Below are 17,893 nucleotides of genomic sequence, written 5' to 3'. Positions count from 1 at the left end.
AACGTAAACGTTCGGTAAAGACTATTGAAACAACTTGTTTCAGCCTCCATTAAGGTTGGGCACCTTATCCTCTTTGGAAAAGAGCAACGATTTCTCCGGCAATCTACGAGGTCGCCATGAACAGCGAAGAACAAACCCTGATCGATGGACTGTTTTCCCGGCTGCAACAGGCCGAAACGGACTCAGCCCCGCGCGACGCCCAGGCTGAGGCGCGGATCAAGGAACACCTGACTCGCCAACCCGCGGCAGGCTATTTCATGACCCAGGCGATTCTGGTTCAAGAGGCCGCCATCAAAAGCCTCGACGAACAGAACAAGCAATTGACCCAGCAAGTGCAGCAATTGCAGGCCGAACTGCAAGCGGCCAAGGCGCAGGCACCGGCGCCAGCACCGGCCAGCGGTGGCTTTTTATCGAGCATCTTTGGTGGAAGCTCCCGCGAGCCACAACCCGCGCCGACCCAGAGTGCGCCGCCTTCCACGGGCGGATGGCGTGAACCCGCGCGGCCGTCATTCAATTCGCAGCCGCCACAGCAGAACTACGGTGCCGCACCGCCACAGCAGAACTACGCACAACCGCAACAACCGATTGGCAGCGGTTTCCTCGGCGGCGCGTTGAAAACCGCGGCCGGTGTGGCCGGTGGTGTCATGCTGGCAGAAGGCATCAGCAGCCTGTTTCACCACAACCAGCAACCGGAAGTGGTTGAAGTCATCAAGGAAGAACCGGCCCAGGTTGCCGATAAAAGCGGTGACAACGGCTGGGGCGACGACCAGCGCGTGGCCGACAACGGCAACGACCAGGGCGGCTTCAGCGACGCCGACTACAGCGATGACAGCTCATCGTTCTTTGACAACGACGACGATTCCTTCGTCTGATGTGCCATTCGTCCGGAGCGCTACGGCGCTTCGGGCCGATTATTCGCGGAACAATCCTTCAGGCTGGCATACTGGGCAACTTTTCGGGCCTTGCGCCCGATCCTGCCCGCGCTTTGGCGCGCAAATGAGGATGACCGGTGAAAAAAATCGCAGTGTTCGCCGATGTTCAAAACCTCTATTACACCGTGCGCCAGGCCTATGGTTGCCACTTCAACTACGCCGCTTTGTGGGCCGATATCAGCAAACAGGGCGAGATCGTCGAGGCGTATGCCTACGCCATCGATCGTGGCGACAGCAAACAACAGCAATTCCAGCAGATCCTGCGCAACCTCGGTTTCATTGTGAAACTCAAACCCTACATCCAGCGCAGTGACGGTTCGGCCAAGGGCGACTGGGACGTGGGCATCACCCTCGACATCATGGACGCGGCCGATCACGTCGATGAAGTGGTCCTGGCATCCGGCGACGGCGATTTCGACATGCTGCTGGAGCGCATCATCAACAAGCACGGCGTGCAAGCGGTGGCCTACGGCGTACCGGGCCTGACCGCCAACTCGCTGATCCGCGCCGCCAGCCGCTACGTGCCGATCGAAGGCGCGTTGCTGCTCAAGAATTGATTTTTACGGAGCTGAAACAGGTTTGGAACGCATAGCAGTCATCGACTTTGAAACCACCGGGATCTCCCCGAGCAGCAGTTGCCGGGCCACGGAAATTGCCGTGGTGATCCTTGAGCAGGGGCGCATCGTCGACCGTTACCAAAGCCTGATGAACGCTGGCGTGCGCGTGCCGGGCTTCATCGAACAACTCACCGGCATCAGCAACGCCATGCTGCGCACCGCGCCGTCGGCCGAGCAGGTGATGAACGAGGTCAACGAGTTCGTTGGCATCACACCACTGCTGGCGCACAACGCGGCATTCGACCAGAAGTTCTGGGACTTCGAACTGGGACGGATTAAACGCACCCGCTTGCAGAACTTTGCCTGCTCGCTGCTGCTCGCCCGCCGCCTGATGCCCGCCGCACCGAACCACAAACTCGGCACCCTCACCACCTTCGCCAACCTGCCCGACACCGGCAAGGCTCACCGGGCCATGGCCGATGCCGAGATGGCGGCCAACCTGACTGCGCACCTGGCGCAAGAGCTGCGGCAAAAGCATGGCTTGCGCGAGTTGTCCCATGATCTGCTGGTGAGTTTGCAGAAAGTGCCGGCGGCGAAGATCAATGAACATCTCAAGCGCCATCGCGGGTTCTAAAAACACTGCAAAAACCTGTGGGAGCGGGCTTGCCCGCGAAAGCGATTCATCATTCAGTATTGATGTCGACTGACACTCCGCTATCGCGAGCAAGCTCGCTCCCACATTGGATCTCCTGCGCCGTTAGATTCGTGTTTAACGACGCCTCCGATTCGATGATCGGTCCTACCGAATTTTAGGGAATGTCTGTCTTGCCCCTTATCTGTGGCATCGATAACCTTTTGCTGTCGCTGCCAATTCAGCGACCGGGACTGCAAGCCCGCCGATAGTTTGGTAGACGCCTAACGGCACACCTATAATCGCGTCGCTTTATTTGCGACCATCGATTTATGGTAGCTGTGTGCGGGAGACCTTCGGGTCTGCCGGGGTTGTCTACTGACTCGGTCTTGCAGACCCGCACATAGCTGCCTCCCATCATCTGCAAGTGATGCTGGCGGCTCCAACTTTCAGTAGGAAATTCGCCATGATCAAAGTTACCCCCAACCCTCCTGAAGATTCTGCGCAATCGATTATGAGCGCAGCTCACTTCACCCCCAAAACATTCATCCGTCACCACATCCAGCTGCGCGCACTGTTGCTGCATGCAGAGCCCTGGTTCTGCGCTCACGATATAGGTCGATTGATGGGTGTGGACATAAATGGAAGGCAAGTGCTCAAGCTTGATGCGGATCAGAAGCAACTGATGTGTCTGTCCGGAAATGATGGTCTCCGAGAGACCTTGATGCTGAGTGAATCAGGCGTATACGCGATGCTGGTGTATCACTATTGCCCGGAAAACCGCCATTTACGGCGTTGGCTGACACACGACGTGGTGCCGATGTTGCGGGAGGAAGCGGGGACCATTTCGAATCAAGCGCCGCACATGCGGGCGATGGAATGGGCGGGCGGAACGCTGCGGCTGCTGCATTGGCGCAAGGAACCTTGGGTGCGCCTGCGGGATATGCCGGGATTGTTGCCTGCAAGTTACAGCGGCGTTTAACGGATCGCTTCGCGGGCAAGTCGAATCGTCGCACCGCCGCGGCGAAGATCAACGAGCATCTCAAGCGCCATCGCGGGTTTTAGTGATCGTTCCCACGCTCTGCGTGGGAATGCAGCCAGGGACGCTCCGCGTCCCAAGAGCGGACGCAGAGCGTCCATTGAGGCATTCCCACGCAGAGCGTGGGAACGATCGGATGTGGCGTATCAGAGCTTTCCATTTCCTTCCAACTGCCCCAGCGGCACGCGTTTTTCGATGGCGCTCGACAGTACGATTGACGTCTTGCTGAAGCCGAATTTGGCGATCCGGTTAATCAACTCTTCCAGCTCCGGCATCGAACCCACTGCCGCTTGCATGATCACGCACGGGTCGCCGGTCACCCGGTGACATTCCGTCAGTTGCGGGATTTTGATCAGGTCGTCGTAGGCCTTTTGGTTGCCATGTTGGTTCAGGCGCAGTTCGATCACGCACTGAATCGGCAATCCCAGCTTGGCCATGTCGACTTTCGCCTGGTATCCGGTGATCACCCCGCTGGCTTCGAGCTTGGCCACACGCTCGGCCACGGCCGGGGCGGAGAGATTCACTTTGCGCGCAAGGTCGGCGTAGGACGCACGACCGTTTTCCAGCAGGGCGCCGAGCAGCATGCGGTCGTATTTGTCCATCATCGTATTCCTGAAAATGCCTGACTTTCGAAAACACGGTTTATAGCGCTGATCTCCGTGTTTTGAAAAGTGTACCGACGCTATAAACAGGTTTTGTAACTTATTTTTCGACGTTAGCCTTTCTAGAATAGCCGTTCACATTGTCTTGTCATCGAGCTGCCCATGCCTGGCTTACGTCGTTTTCCCTTACCGCTGATCGCTGCCTTTTTCGCGTTGTACGTGATTTGGGGCTCGACTTACCTGGTGATTCGCATTGGCGTCGAATATTGGCCGCCGCTGCTGCTCGCAGGTATCCGCTTTGTGATCGCCGGGACGTTGATGTATGCGTTCCTGCGCTGGCGCGGGGCGCCGGCACCGACCTGGGCGCAGTGGAAGGCTGCCGGAATCATCGGGATCTTGCTGCTGGCTTGCGGCAACGGCGGGGTGAGTGTGGCGGAACACATGGGCGTCGCTTCGGGTGTTGCGGCTTTGGCGGTGGCGACGGTGCCGCTGTTTACCTTGCTCTGCGGGTATTTCTGGGGCGCGCGCAATACCCGCCTCGAATGGGCCGGGATTGTGCTGGGGCTGATCGGCATCGCCATGCTCAATCTGGGTTCGAACCTGCAATCGAGCCCGTTGGGTGCGCTGTTGCTGGTGTTCGCGGCGGCGTCCTGGGCGTTCGGTTCGGTCTGGAGCAAACACTTGCCGTTGCCCCAAGGGGCGATGGCCAGTGCCGTGGAAATGCTGGTCGGCGGCGTGGTGTTGCTGATCGGCAGTGCGCTGAGCGGCGAGCATCTGCAAGCCATGCCACCAATAGAAGGGTGGGCAGCCTTGGCCTACCTGGTTTTCTTCGGTTCTATCATCGCCTTCAACGCTTACATGTACCTGTTGAAAAACGTGCGTCCGGCGGCAGCCACCAGTTATGCCTACGTCAATCCGGCGGTGGCGGTGTTGCTGGGTATCGTGTTTGTCGGTGAGACCATCGGTATTGAAGAGGGGCTGGCGATGCTGGTGATCATCAGTGCCGTGGTGTTGATCGGATTGCCGCAGTGGCGCAGGGCGCCTGTTCAGCCGGCCGTAGCGGTGCCGACAGAATCCCGTGTGAATTAGGGTAAACTGCGCGCCATTGCATCTTGTTTTGCACACTTGTTTTGAAAAACCCGCGCTGAATTTTCCTACGGTACTCCCATGACTTTCGCCTCCCTTGGCCTGATCGAACCCTTGCTGCGCTCTCTCGAGACGCTCGGCTACCAGACCCCGACGCCGGTTCAGGCGCAAGCCATTCCGGCGGTGCTGGCCGGTCGCGACCTGATGGCCGCCGCCCAGACCGGCACCGGCAAGACCGCCGGTTTCGCGTTGCCGCTGCTGCAATTGCTGGCCATGGAAGGTCCGAAAGTCACCGCCAACTCGGTACGCGCGCTGATCCTCGTGCCAACCCGCGAGCTGGCTGAACAGGTTCACGAAGCCGTGCGTCAATACGCCGAGAACCTGCCGCTAAGCACTTACGCGGTGTACGGCGGCGTCAGCATCAACCCGCAAATGATGAAGCTGCGCAAAGGCGTCGATCTGCTGGTGGCGACCCCGGGCCGCTTGCTCGACTTGTTCCGTCAGAACGCGCTGAAGTTCAACCAATTGCAAACCCTGGTGCTGGATGAAGCGGATCGCATGCTCGATCTGGGCTTCTCCGAAGAGCTGGGGAACATTTACAAGGCGCTGCCGAAGAAACGCCAGACGCTGTTGTTCTCGGCGACCTTCTCCGACGCAATCCGTACCCTGGCCGGACAAATGCTCAACGACCCGCTGAGCGTTGAAGTCAGCCCGCGCAACGTGGCGGCCAACACCGTCAAGCAGTGGGTGGTGACGGTGGACAAGAAGCGCAAGCCGGAGCTGTTCGTCCACTTGATGCGCAAGGGCAAGTGGAAGCAGGTGCTGGTGTTCGCCAAGACCCGCAACGGTGTGGATGCGCTGGTGGAAAAACTCCAGGGGCTGGGCATCAACGCCGACGGCATCCACGGCGACAAACCGCAGGCAACCCGTCAGCGTGCGCTGGACCGTTTCAAGGCCAGTGAAGTGCAGATTCTGGTGGCTACCGACGTTGCCGCCCGTGGTCTGGATATCGAAGATTTGCCGTTGGTGGTCAACTTCGACCTGCCGATCGTGGCTGAAGATTACATCCACCGCATCGGTCGCACCGGCCGTGCGGGTGCAACCGGGCAGGCGATTTCGCTGGTCTGCGCCGATGAAGTGAATCTGCTGTCGGCCATCGAGACGTTGACGCGTCAGACGCTGCCTCGGCAGATGGAACACGACTTCGAACCTGAGCACCGGGTACCGGACACCGATGCCAGCGGCCAGGTGGTCAAGAAGCCGAAAAAACCGAAGAAGCCAAAGACGTCCAGTGGCGGTAAACGCAATCTGGGCAAGTGGGTCGAGAGTGGCGATGCTTCGGCGCCGGAACCTTCGATCAAACCAGTGCGCAAAGTGCCGGTGTTCAATACCGGGCCGCGTAAAAAGAAGCCTTGATCGCTTAAGGATCGTTCCCACGCTCTGCGTGGGAATGCAGCCCGGGACGCTCCGCGTCCCTTCAAAGCCGAACGCGGAGCGTCCGAAGAGGCATTCCCACGCAGAGCGTGGGAACGATCAGTCGATCAGGTTCGGTGTTTCAACCATTCGATCATCCCCAACCCCGCCGCGCGCCCACTGGCGAAACACGCGGTCAGCAGATAGCCGCCTGTCGGCGCTTCCCAATCGAGCATTTCCCCTGCGCAGAACACGCCGGGCAGTTGCTTGAGCATCAAGCGTTCATCCATCGCCTCGAACATCACGCCACCCGCGCTGCTGATGGCCTCGTCCAGTGGGCGGGTTTTTACCAGGGTCAGTGGTAACGACTTGATTGCTTTGGCCAGCAGTGCCGGATCGGTGAAGCAGTCGGCCGGCGTCAGCTCTCGCAACAGCGCTGCTTTCACGCCATCAATTCCAAGCTGACTGTGCAGGTGTTTGGACATGGAGCGTGAGCCACGGGGTTTGCTCAGTGCTGCCTGAACTTTATCCACAGGTCGGCCCGGCAACAGGTCGAGATGGATTGTCGCCGAACCGTGCAGGTTGATCGCTTCGCGGATCGGTGCTGACAGGGCGTAGATCAAACTGCCTTCAATCCCCGTTGCCGTGATTACACATTCGCCGAGTCGTGGCACGTCGTCATTGAGGCCGATGGCAATGTTTTTCAGCGGTGCTCCGGCGAATTTGCTGACCATCAGTTCACTCCATTCCTGCACCTCGAAACCGCAATTGCTCGGTTGCAGAGGCATCAGTCCTACGCCGCGTTGTTCCAGCGGCAGCATCCACGCGCCGTCCGAACCAAGGCGCGACCAGCTGCCGCCGCCAAGGGCCAGCATCGTGGCGTCCGGCTGGATGATTTTTTCGCCCTCGGGGCTGTCAATGCGCAATCCACCGCTGTCATGCCAGCCGAGCCAACGGTGACGGGTGTGGATAACCACGCCCGCATCGCGCAGGCGTTTAAGCCAGGCGCGCAACAGCGGCGCGGCTTTCATGTCGGTTGGAAACACCCGGCCGGAGCTGCCGACAAAGGTTTCGATGCCCAGGTCATGAATCCATTGGCACAGCGCGTCGGCGCCGAAGGACCGCAGCAGCGGCGCAATCTGTGGCGCACGTTCGGCGTAGCGCGAGAGAAAGGCCGGGTAGGCTTCGGAGTGAGTGATGTTCATGCCGCCGACACCGGCCAGGAGGAATTTTCGTCCCACCGAAGGCATGCCGTCGTACAGGTCGACGCGGATTCCGGCCTGGCTCAACACTTCGGCCGCCATCAAACCGGCGGGGCCGCCGCCGATGATGGCAACGCGAGGGGAGAGAGGAGTCGAGGGCTGGGTCATGGAATGCGCTGCGGTATGGCTGGATAAGCGGCGCATTCTATCAGCACCATTCCCTGTGGGAGCGGGCTTGCTCGCGAAGAGGGTGGGTCAGTCGATATTAATGTTGTCTGATACACCGCATTCGCGAGCGAGCCCGCTCCCACAGGGGTTTTTTTGGTGTTTGTAAAAGTGTGATCAAAAAACAACCAGTATTCTGAGAGCTATACAAAGCCTGGCCTGCAGACCCTTTCACTCAGGTTATCCACAGGCAGTTCCACAGGCATTGTGGGTAAAGCACCCACAGCTCAATGACAACCTGATGACGTCCAGACCCGTTGCGCGCTGTGATGCAGGATTCCATGACGGCGTGCCAATGCCTGGCGGTCCTTGCTGTAGCCGCCGCCGATCACCCCGACCACTGGAATATCGCGCCCCAGGCAATGGCGCATCACGCTTTCATCGCGGGCGGCCACGCCTTCGTCGGTCAGCTTCAGGTAACCGAGTGCGTCGTCCTTATGCACATCGACGCCCGCGTCATACAACACCAGATCGGGTTGATAGAGCGGCAGCAAATAGTTGAGCGCATCGTCCACCACTTTCAGGTAATCCGCATCGCCCATGCCCTTGGGCAACGGGATGTCCCAGTCGCTTTCGGCTTTGCGTGCAGGAAAATTCTTTTCGCAGTGCAGGGAAACCGTTATCGCGTCCGGGGTGTTGTGCAGAATCCGTGCAGTCCCGTCGCCCTGGTGCACGTCGCAATCGAAGATCAGCACCCGATTCACCCGGCCACTTTCCAGCAGGTAATGGCTGATCACCGCCAGGTCATTGAAGATGCAGAAGCCGGCCGGGTAATCGTAATGCGCGTGATGCGTACCGCCGGCCAAGTGACAGGCCAGCCCATGTTCCAGCGCCCGCTCGGCCGCCAGCAGTGAGCCGCCCACCGCTCGCACCGTGCGCCGGGCCAGTGCTTCGCTCCAGGGCAGGCCGAGTCGCCGTTGGTCCTCGCGGGACAACTCGCCGCTCATGTAGCGTTCGATATAGGCAGCGTCATGGGCCAGGGCGAGAATGTCCGCTGGGCAGAGTTCCGGTCGCAGCAGATCGGCATCCCGGGTCAGGCCGCTGTCAACCAGGTGATCGCGCAGCAGGCGAAACTTGTCCATGGGGAAGCGGTGGTCCGCCGGGAATTCGGGGCTGTAGTCTTCGTGGTAAATCAGCGGCAGGGACATGGCGGGCTTTTATTCAGTACGGCAAGCAGGAATGAAGGAACGATCCTACCAGCGATGTAGACTTGCAGCATGGAAAGGGGAGGACATGATGGAGCCGATACTGGAACTCGAGAGCGCGCGGCTGCTGTTGCGACAGTGGCGCGATGAGGATTTGCCTGAGTTTGCGGCAATGTGCGCCGACCCCCAGGTGATGCGCTATTTTCCGGCGCCGTTGAGTCGTATGGAAAGTGCTTCGCTGATCGGACGGATTCGCGGGCATTTTGCCGAGCATGGTTTCGGCCTTTGGGCATTGGAGCGCAAAGACACCGGAGCCTTTATCGGTTTTACCGGCCTCGGCGTGGTTGGCTTTGACGCGCCCTTCACCCCGGCGACCGAAATCGGCTGGCGCCTGGCGCGCGAGCATTGGGGCCTGGGCTATGCCAGTGAAGCAGCATGGACGGCTCTGCGCTGCGGGTTTGACCGTTTGGCACTGGACGAGGTCGTGTCCTTTACCGCCAAAGACAATCTGCCTTCTGAAAAAGTCATGCAGGCCATCGGCATGCACCATGATTCAGCCGATGATTTCGAACACCCCAGGCTCGCGGCCGATCATCCCCTGCGTCACCATGTGCTCTACCGCATTACCCGTGAACAATGGCTGCAAACCTTGCATGGATAAGCGGGCACGGACGTTTACAATGGCGGCCTAGTGGCCCGGGCCAGAATCTGAATTGACCGCCGCAGCCAAGACTGCGCGGCATTGCGTTGTGTGAGGAGAGTCTGAATGAGCCAAGTGTTGGATGATCTGGTCGACTTGCTGACCCTGGAACCGATCGAAGAAAACCTGTTTCGTGGCCGCAGCCAGGACTTGGGTTTTCGTCAATTGTTCGGTGGTCAGGTAATCGGTCAGTCTCTGTCGGCCGCTAGTCAGACGGTCGAAGAAACGCGCCATGTGCATTCGATGCACGGTTATTTCCTGCGTCCCGGCGATTCCGCGTTGCCCGTGGTCTATCAGGTTGATCGGGTGCGTGACGGCGGCAGTTTCAGCACGCGTCGGGTGACGGCGATCCAGAAGGGCAACCCGATCTTCACCTGCAGCGCCTCGTTCCAGTACGACGAAAAAGGCTTCGAGCACCAGGCCGAGATGCCGATTGTGGTCGGCCCGGAAAACCTGCCATCGGAGCTTGAACTGGCTCAGCAGCGTGCGCACCTCATTCCCGAGCACATGCGCGAAAAGCTGCTGTGCCCCAAACCGATCGAGTTCCGACCGATCACCGAGAAAGACCCCTACAACCCGCAACCGTCCGATCCGGTCAAGTACGTCTGGTTTCGCGCCGACGGTGCCTTGGCCGACTCCCCGGCGCTGCACAAATACCTGCTGGCCTACGCCTCGGACTTCGGCCTGCTGACCACCTCGATGCAACCCCACGGCAAATCGGTCTGGCAGAAAGACATGCAGGTCGCCAGCCTCGATCACGCGCTGTGGTTCCATGCTGACCTGCGCGCCGATGACTGGTTGCTATACGCGATGGACAGCCCGTGGGCCGGCAATTCGCGCGGATTCACCCGTGGCAGCGTGTTCAACCGTGCTGGCCAACTGGTGGCCTCGGTCACTCAGGAAGGGCTGATCCGTCATCGCAAGGATTGGGCATGAATCTGGTCGAGGTGCGGCACTGGGTGTTCGACATGGACGGCACCCTGACGGTGGCTGTGCATGACTTCGCGGCCATTCGCGTGGCGCTGGCGATCCCGGCCGAAGACGACATCCTGACTCACCTCGCGGCGTTGCCGGCCGATGAAGCCGCTGCTAAACACGCCTGGCTGCTGGAGCACGAACGGGATCTGGCGCTGGGTTCGAAACCGGCGCCCGGCGCGGTGGAGCTGGTGCGGGAATTGGCCGGACGCGGTTATCGCCTGGGCATTCTCACGCGTAATGCCCGGGAGCTGGCGCATGTGACGCTGGAGGCGATCGGCCTGGCTGACTGCTTTGCGGCGGAGGACGTGCTGGGCCGTGATGAAGCGCCGCCGAAACCGCATCCCGGTGGTCTGCTGAAATTGGCCAAGGCCTGGAATGTGCCGGCGAGCGAGATGGTGATGGTCGGTGATTACCGGTTTGATCTGGATTGCGGCCGGGCGGCGGGGGCGCGGACGGTGCTGGTTAACCTGCCGGATAATCCGTGGCCCGAACTGACGGATTGGCATGCTGCTGACTGTGTGGTGTTGCGGGAAATGCTTTCGGCTTGATGCAATTGTTGTCTGATCCGAAACCATCGCGGGCAAGCCCGCTCCCACAGTTATGTGCCATGCCTGAGTTATCCGACCGGCACACAACCCTGTGGGAGCGGGCTTGCCCGCGATAGCGTCGGATCAGGCAATACAAAACTCACTGCCCAAACAAAACCTTTTGCCCCTCCGGCGACGTAAACATCCCCTCTCCGTTATGCCCAACCCCAGGCACTTCTATCAGTCGCTGATTCACCCCTTGCGGGTTGCGACGCAGCAGGTAGTTGAAATAATTCTGTCCGCGAACCAATCGGTAAGCGCCTTGGGCTTCGGCCTCGCAGCCTTTGTCCAGCGCCGGATGCTGCGGGTCGATGTCTTGCTGCCCGAGCAGATAAGTCACGTCGCGTTTGACGTAATTGCCTTCAATCTGCGGAGCCGTTTGCCCACTGGCGTAAATGGGCAGATCCGTCAGTCCATACTTCCAGCGATTGAACCCAGGACAGCCGGCATGATTGAACGCCACGGGCCGCTGCTCATTGAAGTATGCGTAGGACGAAGGGTTGGCGACCACATAGCGAAGTTTCACACCCGCAGCCGTCAATGCCGGCAGGTCGTGAGCCAACAGCGCATAGCGTTGAACGACCTGGGCGCCACCGGAGTGACCGGCGATGATGATTTCCTTCACGTCGGGAAACTGCCGACGGTCGCTGATTCTCTCGATGATCTGATCCAGCGCCGCATAGGAACTCACCCGAAACGGAGCGGTGGATAATCCACCGGCCATCCAGTCATTGCCCTGCCAGCGCAACACGGTGTCCGCCACCGGATGTTGGGCAATGTCGGTTTCGTTGAGAAACTGCGGGGCAATCACCAGGGTGTTGGCACTTTGCCCGGCCAGCTGCGCCGCGCGTTCGGCGCTCTGGCGGTAGGTTTCGGCGTTTCGCAGACGGCCATGGATGATGATCAGCACCCGTTCGATTTTCGTCGGCGCCGGGCTGATGCCCACCGCCATCTCACCTTCTTTCAACAACAGGCGCCCGGGGCTGATCTCTTTGACGGCATGTTCGGCAGCCTGGGTGCACATGCAGGTGAACAGCAACATCAACAGCCAATTTTTCATTTACAGGTTTTTCGCCGCAAAGGTATCGCACTGGCCCACCTGGCCTTGCGCAAATCCGGTTTTAAACCAGCGCACCCTTTGCGCCGACGTGCCATGGGTAAAGGAGTCCGGGACCACGCGACCTTGGCCTTGTTGCTGCAAACGGTCGTCGCCGATGGCGTTGGCCGCATTCAAGGCTTCTTCGATGTCACCCGGTTCCAGCCAGTTCAGACGCTTCTGTGCATTGTTGGCCCAGACGCCAGCCAGGCAATCGGCCTGCAATTCCTGACGCACCAGCAAACCTCCGTCGCCTTCCATCTTCCGGCCTTGCTGACGGGCTGTCTGGATTTTCGCCGAAACGCCGAGCAAGGTCTGAACATGGTGTCCGACTTCGTGAGCGATCACGTAAGCCTGCGCGAAATCACCTGCCGCGGAAAAGCGTTGCGACATTTCCTGGAAGAAACTCATGTCCAGGTAGACCTTCTGGTCTGCCGGGCAATAAAACGGGCCGGTGGCCGATGTCGCCAGGCCACAGGCCGAGTTGACGCGGTTGCTGAACAGCACCAGCGTCGGATTTTTGTACTGATGACCGGCCTGCTGGAAAATCTGGCCCCAGGTGTCTTCGGTGTCGCCAAGGATTGAACGCACGAACTCGGCGCCTTCGTCATTGGCCGGCGGCGCCTTGCGGGTCTGGTTGGTGGCCGGTGCCGATTGCTCGCTCATTTGCCCGGTCAGTTGTCCGAGGATCTGCATCGGGTCCTGGCCGGTGATCCAGCCGATCCCGACGATCAGGATGATCGCGGTCAGGCTCAGGCCTTTGCCACCGCCAAAACGCATCCCACCGCCGCCACCACCGACATCGTCACCACGGGCATCGACCACGTTGTCGCTGCGTCGGCCTTTTTTCCATAGCATGTGGGAATCCTCTGATTGTCCGTGGGGATGAGTGTTGCTGGTGAGTGGGAGCGGCGCCAGTCCGGCCGTCCGGCTTTTATCGCGCACGGCAGCATTCCCGGCAACCAGTGGCGGTCGCCGGGAACCTCTCAGGTCTGTATTGAACGTAGACAACCCATCTAATTCCGTCAGGTGATGGGTTTTTATCGAGCAGGCGACGGCCTGTACCGCAAATTACTGGTCGAACGCGTCCCACACCGGCGCGAAATCGGGATTGACCTGACGCTCGCGCTTGGACAGACCGGCAATCAATGCCCGGTCTTCGTCGTCCAGGTTCACTTGCAGCGATGCAAGGTTGGTCAGTTGATTGGCCTTGCTGCTGGCTTTGGGGATCGCCGCCACATTGGCTTGGTCGAGCAGCCATTTGAGCGCGACCTGGGTCGGCAGCACCCCGTGTTTGGCCGCGATCTGCTGGAGTGCCGCAAGGTCCGAGACCTTGTTGCGGGCCAAGGGTGAATAGGCCGTCAGCGCCATGTCATGTCGACGGGCGTAGTCCAGGAGCGCATGTTGCCCGAGCAACACATGGTATTCGACCTGGATGGCGGACAGCGGCGCGCCCAGTTCTTCGACGACTTTGCGCAGCAGCGGCAACGGAAAATTCGCCACGCCGATGTGGCGTGCCAGACCTTGTTCCTTGAGCGACACCAGGGTCTTGATGGTCTGTGGCAAGTCCCAATCGGTCGTCGGCCAATGGATCATGAACAGGTCGACGTAATCGCTGCGCAAGGCTTTCAGGCTGCGGTCCATGGAATGGCGCATGGCGTCCGGTTGCAGTTGGTCCCACCAGACTTTGGTGGTGACGTGGATCTGATCGCGAGGCGTAGGACTGTTCGCCAACGCTTGACCGACCGCGTCTTCATTGTTGTAGGCCGCCGCAGTGTCGATGTGTCGATAGCCTGAGATCAACGCCTGTTCGACCGCACGGGTGCATTCTTCACCCAGCATCGGCCAGGTGCCGAGACCGAGTTTGGGCATGTTCAGTCCTTGAGCGTTAACGATTCGCTGCATGATCGATCTCCTGTTCGTAAGCGGTGATCCCGGCGATATGGCGCGCGGCGATGTAGCCGAACGTCAGCGCCGGACCCAGATTGATGCCGCCGGCGGGGTAGTGCCCACCCATGATGCTGGCCATGTCACCGCCCGCCGCGTAAAGCCCGGGGATGACCTGACCCGATTCGCCCAGCACCTGGGCGTGTTGGTTGACCTTGAGCCCGGCAAAGGTGCCGAAACAACCGGGCTGGACCTTCACCGCATAAAACGGCCCCTGTTCGATGGGGGCGACGCAGGGGTTGGGGTGCTGCAAGGCATCACCCTGTTTGCGGTTGTAAGGCGTCGAACCGCGACCGAACTGCGGGTCTTCGCCGTTGCGCGCGTGCTGGTTGTAATGCGACACAGTGTGGCGTAATCCGTTCGGGTCGATGCCGCAGGCGCGTGCCAACTCTTCAAGCGTGTTGCCGGTTTTCAGATAACCGCTGCGGATAAAGCCTGACAGCGGCACCGGAAACGGTCGGGAGATCCCCAAGCCATAACGTCGCTGGAAAGCATGGCTGCAGATCAGCCACGAAGCGACTTCTTCACCCGAAGGCGCGGCGTTGACCATGGCGCTGACGTAGTCGTAGTAACCGTTGGCTTCATTGACGAACCGCTGGCCGTTGCTCAGCACGCCGATGATTCCCGGCTTGCCACGCTCGATGATGTGCGGGAAGTGCCCGACGCTGCCGTCCTTGTGAGGCACCCGCGAAACCGGTGCCCAGGCCACGGCGCAGGCCATTTCAGTGTTGACTAGCGCGCCCACGCTTTCGCCCAGGCGCAAGCCATCGCCGCAGACTCCGAGAGGCGGCAGCGCCAAGTGTTCATGGCCGGTCGGGGTGCGCGGGAACAAGGATTTACGCCGTTCGATGTCATGGGCAAAACCACCGGCGGCCAGTACCACAGCCTTGCGCGCATGGATGCGGATGTTGCCCTTGGCCGTGCTGACCTGCGCGCCTCGGACCTGTTCGTTATCGCGCAGCAATTCGGTGACTGGCGCTGACTCCCAGAGCAACACACCCAGGTCTTCGGCGGATTTTGCCAGGCGAGCGACCAGCGCCACGCCGTTGACCAATTGCATCGCCCGACCATGAATGGCGAGGTCCAGCAGGTGCCGGGTAAAGCGTCGGGTCACGTGCCAGGCGGATTTCAGTGAACGCGTCAGATTGAGAAACGCCGCCAGGTCCGCGCCCGCCATGATCGGCATGCCCATGAACGACGTTTCCCGCAGGGTTCGGCGCAGACGCTTGAGCAGCTTGCCGACTTTTCGCCCGTCATACGGCGCGGCGATCACTGATCGCCCGCCGGTGCCGGCGCCTGGTGTGTCGCCGTGGATGTCGGCAATCGCGTTGCCGTCGGCGAATTGCAGTGAGGTGTGTTGCTCGAAGAACGCCACCATCCGTGGGCCGGCCTCCAGGAATGCGTCGATGATTGCCGGTTGGTAATGCTCGCCCAATTCGTGTTTCAGGTAAGTGCGGGGTTGCTCGACATCTTCGACAATACCGGCGCGTCGCGCCAAAGGATTGCACGGCACCCAGGCCCAACCGCCGGACCACGCCGTGGCGCCACCGAACACCGGGTCTTTCTCGACCACGATCACCTTCAACCCGTGCCACGCCGCCGTGACGGCTGCCGATAATCCGGCAGCCCCAGAGCCGACAATCAGCACATCGCAATCGATGTCCGGGAGTGAACGGGGTTCGGCAGGCATGGTGTGGCACTCCAGCGGTTTGTATGTTTTTGGAATTTGATTCCAGAAAATATAGGAGGTGGTTCCTGCTCGGCAACCGCGAGAGGCGCAAAACGGGCGGTTATCGGACAGTGGGTTCCAGATTTCGCATTCCACCGATTGTCTTCTAGAATCGGCCAAAATTTGCGTGGAACTCCCCATGGCTGGCAGTCAGATCGAACGTGTTTTCAGCGTGCTGGAAAGCCTCACCAGTGACCCTCGCGGCCTGCCGATGCAGACGCTGGCGGAGCAACTGGACATCCCCAAAAGCGCGACCCACCGCCTGCTCGCCGAGCTGATACGGCTCGGTTACGTGCGCCAGAACCCGGAGACTTTGCGCTATCACTTGTCGACCAAATTGGTGGCGATGGGCTTTCGTTACCTGTCGAGCAGCGGCGCCGATATCGTTCAGCCGGTGCTTGATCGCCTGGCTCAGGAGACTGGCGAGTTGGTACGGCTTGGTGTGATCGAAGGTGAGCGGCAGGTCTGGATTGCCAAGTCGCAAGGCGCTCGGTCCGGGCTGCGTTACGACCCGGACATGGGCCGCGATGCGCCGTTGTTCTATACCGCGTCTGGCCATGCGTGGCTGGCGTGCATGAGTGATGCGGAAGCCTTGTCATTGGTGGAGCGCCAAGGTGGAGAGCGCCCCAAGGAACTGGGGCCGAATGCACCGCGTTCCAATATCGAATTGCTTGAGCGCCTGCGCCTGGCGCGCGAGCAAGGTTATGCCTGGGTCGAGGAGAGTTCGGCGGTGGGCACCTCAGCGATAGCGGCGGTGGTGCGTCATCCGAGTGATGGGCGAGTGATCGGCGTGCTGAGTATTGCCGGGCCCAGCGCGCGGATGCCGGGGGCGCGGCTGCATGAATTGGCCCCGCTGTTGTTGAAATTTACTGAAGAGCTGTCGGCGGCAAGCCTGGCGTCAGAACTGTTCATATAAGTGAAGGTGTGCGCTGTTCGCACACTTTTTCAATTTTCTTGTGTAAGAAACTGGAACCAGGTTCTAGATTGTTGGAATGACCCCTTCCAACAATAATCGCAAGAGGACCGTACGATGAGTTTGTCCCTTCGTATCGCGTTGATCGGCGCTGGCAATATGGGCCGGCAGCATTACCACCCTCTCAAATCCCTGACGCACGTGAAGCCGTGCGCCGTCGTCGATCCGTGGGTTTTTTCGCCGACTGCCGTCGGATGCGGGAATAAACATGAGTGAACGGATCTTTTCCCTGGCCAGTCTGACGGTACTGGAGCTGTCACCGCCGCAGATGGTCGAAGTCGCTGCTCGCGCCGGTTACAGCCATGTCGGATTGCGCCTCGAACCGGCGACACCTGAGGAGCATCACTTTGCGTTGGTCGCCGATGCCGGCTTGCGGCGCAAGACCTTGGTGCGACTGCGCGATACCGGCATGCGGGTACTGGATGTTGAAATCCTGCGGCTCAAACCGGACACGGTGGTCGCCGGTTTCGAGAAGATTCTGGCGGTCGGTGCCGAATTCGGTGCCAGTGAATTGCTGGTGGCCGGTAACGATTCTGACGAACAACGGCTTACCGAGAACTTTGCGCGGCTGTGTGACCTGGCGGCACCGTACGGGCTTCATCCGCATCTGGAGTTCATGCCGTGGACCGATGCCTGCAACCTGCAGCAAGCGGTGCGCATCGTCGAAAATGCGAGCCGCGAAAATGGTGCGGTGTTGGTCGACGCTTTTCACTTCGACCGTTCAGCTTCACGGCTGGAAGATCTGGCCAGGGTGGCGCCGTCGCGGTTACGGTATGCACAGTTGTGTGATGTCGCAGGACCGAGGCCGACGGACATGGCGGAAATTTTGCGTCAGGCCCGTAACGAGCGGCGTTTTCCCGGCGATGGCGAGTGTGACCTGGCAGGGTTGTTGCGATGTTTGCCGAGCGATATTGCGCTGAGCCTCGAGATTCCCACCGTGCAGTTGCTGGAGCAGGGCGTGAGCGGGTTACAGCGAGCGCAGATGGCGCTGGATAAAACCCGGGAATTGTTGGCACGGCTTGCCCGTGATGTTTTTGATTTCAAGCCTTAA

General features: G+C 60.1%; 18 protein-coding genes and 1 pseudogene. 12 read left to right on the top strand and 7 right to left on the bottom strand.

Annotation, left to right across the window (positions count from 1 at the left end; all coding sequences use genetic code 11):
• Positions 1-116 precede the first annotated feature (116 nt).
• From ACM6I0_RS26845 to ACM6I0_RS26830, 4 genes are all read left to right on the top strand, one after another.
• Entirely contained in the window at positions 117-872 is a 756-nt protein-coding gene (locus tag ACM6I0_RS26845) for a DUF2076 domain-containing protein (protein ID WP_285432496.1), read from the top strand.
• 137 nt (positions 873-1,009) lie between these two features.
• Positions 1,010-1,489, top strand: a complete 480-nt coding sequence (locus tag ACM6I0_RS26840; RefSeq protein ID WP_090179562.1) for an NYN domain-containing protein — start codon at positions 1,010-1,012, stop codon at positions 1,487-1,489.
• Between the two features lie 22 nt (positions 1,490-1,511).
• The gene (locus ACM6I0_RS26835) at positions 1,512-2,123 is read left to right on the top strand and encodes a PolC-type DNA polymerase III (RefSeq protein ID WP_414923685.1); all 612 of its coding nucleotides are present in this window, start codon (positions 1,512-1,514) and stop codon (positions 2,121-2,123) included.
• Positions 2,124-2,586: 463 nt separating this feature from the next.
• On the top strand, positions 2,587-3,102 hold the full coding sequence (locus tag ACM6I0_RS26830; protein ID WP_285432498.1) for a Bro-N domain-containing protein: 516 nt from the start codon (positions 2,587-2,589) through the stop codon (positions 3,100-3,102).
• A gap of 203 nt (positions 3,103-3,305) precedes the next feature.
• On the opposite strand, the gene ACM6I0_RS26825 is transcribed toward ACM6I0_RS26830, so the two are convergent.
• Complete coding sequence (locus tag ACM6I0_RS26825; RefSeq protein WP_222588574.1) at positions 3,306-3,761, bottom strand: Lrp/AsnC family transcriptional regulator; 456 nt, start codon at positions 3,759-3,761, stop codon at positions 3,306-3,308.
• A gap of 162 nt (positions 3,762-3,923) precedes the next feature.
• Between ACM6I0_RS26825 and yedA the strand changes: the two genes are divergently transcribed.
• The gene (gene yedA, locus ACM6I0_RS26820) at positions 3,924-4,850 is read left to right on the top strand and encodes a drug/metabolite exporter YedA (protein ID WP_414923684.1); all 927 of its coding nucleotides are present in this window, start codon (positions 3,924-3,926) and stop codon (positions 4,848-4,850) included.
• A gap of 78 nt (positions 4,851-4,928) precedes the next feature.
• Complete coding sequence (locus ACM6I0_RS26815; RefSeq protein ID WP_414923683.1) at positions 4,929-6,263, top strand: DEAD/DEAH box helicase; 1,335 nt, start codon at positions 4,929-4,931, stop codon at positions 6,261-6,263.
• 125 nt (positions 6,264-6,388) lie between these two features.
• On the opposite strand, the gene ACM6I0_RS26810 is transcribed toward ACM6I0_RS26815, so the two are convergent.
• On the bottom strand, positions 6,389-7,630 hold the full coding sequence (locus ACM6I0_RS26810; RefSeq protein ID WP_414923750.1) for a TIGR03862 family flavoprotein: 1,242 nt from the start codon (positions 7,628-7,630) through the stop codon (positions 6,389-6,391).
• A gap of 284 nt (positions 7,631-7,914) precedes the next feature.
• The gene (locus tag ACM6I0_RS26805; protein WP_414923682.1) at positions 7,915-8,835 is read right to left on the bottom strand and encodes a histone deacetylase; all 921 of its coding nucleotides are present in this window, start codon (positions 8,833-8,835) and stop codon (positions 7,915-7,917) included.
• 88 nt (positions 8,836-8,923) lie between these two features.
• Here ACM6I0_RS26805 and ACM6I0_RS26800 point away from each other — a divergent pair, with 88 nt between their 5' ends.
• The 3 genes from ACM6I0_RS26800 (at position 8,924) to ACM6I0_RS26790 (ending at position 11,058) form a co-directional block, all read left to right on the top strand.
• Positions 8,924-9,493 carry a GNAT family N-acetyltransferase gene (locus ACM6I0_RS26800; protein ID WP_285432580.1) on the top strand — a complete coding sequence of 190 codons (570 nt, stop codon included), beginning with the start codon at positions 8,924-8,926 and terminating at the stop codon, positions 9,491-9,493.
• A gap of 105 nt (positions 9,494-9,598) precedes the next feature.
• Positions 9,599-10,468, top strand: a complete 870-nt coding sequence (tesB, locus tag ACM6I0_RS26795) for an acyl-CoA thioesterase II (RefSeq protein ID WP_090179593.1) — start codon at positions 9,599-9,601, stop codon at positions 10,466-10,468.
• Entirely contained in the window at positions 10,465-11,058 is a 594-nt protein-coding gene (locus tag ACM6I0_RS26790) for an HAD family hydrolase (protein ID WP_414923681.1), read from the top strand. Before tesB ends, ACM6I0_RS26790 begins: the two co-directional genes overlap by 4 nt.
• 139 nt (positions 11,059-11,197) lie before the next feature.
• Here ACM6I0_RS26790 and ACM6I0_RS26785 read toward each other — a convergent pair whose 3' ends face one another.
• From ACM6I0_RS26785 to ACM6I0_RS26770, 4 genes are all read right to left on the bottom strand, one after another.
• Complete coding sequence (locus ACM6I0_RS26785) at positions 11,198-12,157, bottom strand: alpha/beta hydrolase (protein ID WP_414923680.1); 960 nt, start codon at positions 12,155-12,157, stop codon at positions 11,198-11,200.
• Positions 12,158-13,051, bottom strand: a complete 894-nt coding sequence (locus ACM6I0_RS26780) for a neutral zinc metallopeptidase (protein WP_414923679.1) — start codon at positions 13,049-13,051, stop codon at positions 12,158-12,160. It abuts the gene before it with no gap.
• A 213-nt stretch (positions 13,052-13,264) separates the two neighbouring features.
• Positions 13,265-14,098: an aldo/keto reductase gene (locus ACM6I0_RS26775; RefSeq protein WP_414923678.1), complete on the bottom strand. Its 834-nt coding sequence runs from the start codon at positions 14,096-14,098 to the stop codon at positions 13,265-13,267.
• Positions 14,082-15,830 carry an FAD-dependent oxidoreductase gene (locus tag ACM6I0_RS26770; RefSeq protein ID WP_414923677.1) on the bottom strand — a complete coding sequence of 583 codons (1,749 nt, stop codon included), beginning with the start codon at positions 15,828-15,830 and terminating at the stop codon, positions 14,082-14,084. The genes ACM6I0_RS26775 and ACM6I0_RS26770 overlap by 17 nt, the downstream gene beginning before the upstream one ends.
• A gap of 178 nt (positions 15,831-16,008) precedes the next feature.
• Between ACM6I0_RS26770 and ACM6I0_RS26765 the strand changes: the two genes are divergently transcribed.
• From ACM6I0_RS26765 to ACM6I0_RS26755, 3 genes and pseudogenes are all read left to right on the top strand, one after another.
• Complete coding sequence (locus ACM6I0_RS26765) at positions 16,009-16,785, top strand: IclR family transcriptional regulator (RefSeq protein WP_414923676.1); 777 nt, start codon at positions 16,009-16,011, stop codon at positions 16,783-16,785.
• A gap of 114 nt (positions 16,786-16,899) precedes the next feature.
• Positions 16,900-17,010: pseudogene (locus tag ACM6I0_RS26760) on the top strand (gfo/Idh/MocA family oxidoreductase); the annotation flags it as partial.
• A gap of 40 nt (positions 17,011-17,050) precedes the next feature.
• The gene (locus ACM6I0_RS26755; RefSeq protein WP_414923675.1) at positions 17,051-17,893 is read left to right on the top strand and encodes a sugar phosphate isomerase/epimerase family protein; all 843 of its coding nucleotides are present in this window, start codon (positions 17,051-17,053) and stop codon (positions 17,891-17,893) included.

This window comes from Pseudomonas sp. IT-P294 (assembly GCF_949767865.1).
Lineage (GTDB): Bacteria > Pseudomonadota > Gammaproteobacteria > Pseudomonadales > Pseudomonadaceae > Aquipseudomonas.
This window is presented reverse-complemented; position numbering and strand designations above follow the sequence as displayed.

Coding starts and splice junctions, on each gene's coding strand:
- ACM6I0_RS26845 (WP_285432496.1), top strand. CDS start 117: ATGAACAGCGAAGAACAAACCCTGATCGATGGACTGTTTTCCCGGCTG.
- ACM6I0_RS26830 (WP_285432498.1), top strand. CDS start 2,587: ATGATCAAAGTTACCCCCAACCCTCCTGAAGATTCTGCGCAATCGATT.
- ACM6I0_RS26825 (WP_222588574.1), bottom strand. CDS start 3,761: ATGGACAAATACGACCGCATGCTGCTCGGCGCCCTGCTGGAAAACGGT.
- yedA (WP_414923684.1), top strand. CDS start 3,924: ATGCCTGGCTTACGTCGTTTTCCCTTACCGCTGATCGCTGCCTTTTTC.
- ACM6I0_RS26815 (WP_414923683.1), top strand. CDS start 4,929: ATGACTTTCGCCTCCCTTGGCCTGATCGAACCCTTGCTGCGCTCTCTC.
- ACM6I0_RS26810 (WP_414923750.1), bottom strand. CDS start 7,630: ATGACCCAGCCCTCGACTCCTCTCTCCCCTCGCGTTGCCATCATCGGC.
- ACM6I0_RS26805 (WP_414923682.1), bottom strand. CDS start 8,835: ATGTCCCTGCCGCTGATTTACCACGAAGACTACAGCCCCGAATTCCCG.
- ACM6I0_RS26800 (WP_285432580.1), top strand. CDS start 8,924: ATGGAGCCGATACTGGAACTCGAGAGCGCGCGGCTGCTGTTGCGACAG.
- tesB (WP_090179593.1), top strand. CDS start 9,599: ATGAGCCAAGTGTTGGATGATCTGGTCGACTTGCTGACCCTGGAACCG.
- ACM6I0_RS26790 (WP_414923681.1), top strand. CDS start 10,465: ATGAATCTGGTCGAGGTGCGGCACTGGGTGTTCGACATGGACGGCACC.
- ACM6I0_RS26785 (WP_414923680.1), bottom strand. CDS start 12,157: ATGAAAAATTGGCTGTTGATGTTGCTGTTCACCTGCATGTGCACCCAG.
- ACM6I0_RS26780 (WP_414923679.1), bottom strand. CDS start 13,051: ATGCTATGGAAAAAAGGCCGACGCAGCGACAACGTGGTCGATGCCCGT.
- ACM6I0_RS26775 (WP_414923678.1), bottom strand. CDS start 14,098: ATGCAGCGAATCGTTAACGCTCAAGGACTGAACATGCCCAAACTCGGT.
- ACM6I0_RS26770 (WP_414923677.1), bottom strand. CDS start 15,830: ATGCCTGCCGAACCCCGTTCACTCCCGGACATCGATTGCGATGTGCTG.
- ACM6I0_RS26765 (WP_414923676.1), top strand. CDS start 16,009: ATGGCTGGCAGTCAGATCGAACGTGTTTTCAGCGTGCTGGAAAGCCTC.
- ACM6I0_RS26755 (WP_414923675.1), top strand. CDS start 17,051: ATGAGTGAACGGATCTTTTCCCTGGCCAGTCTGACGGTACTGGAGCTG.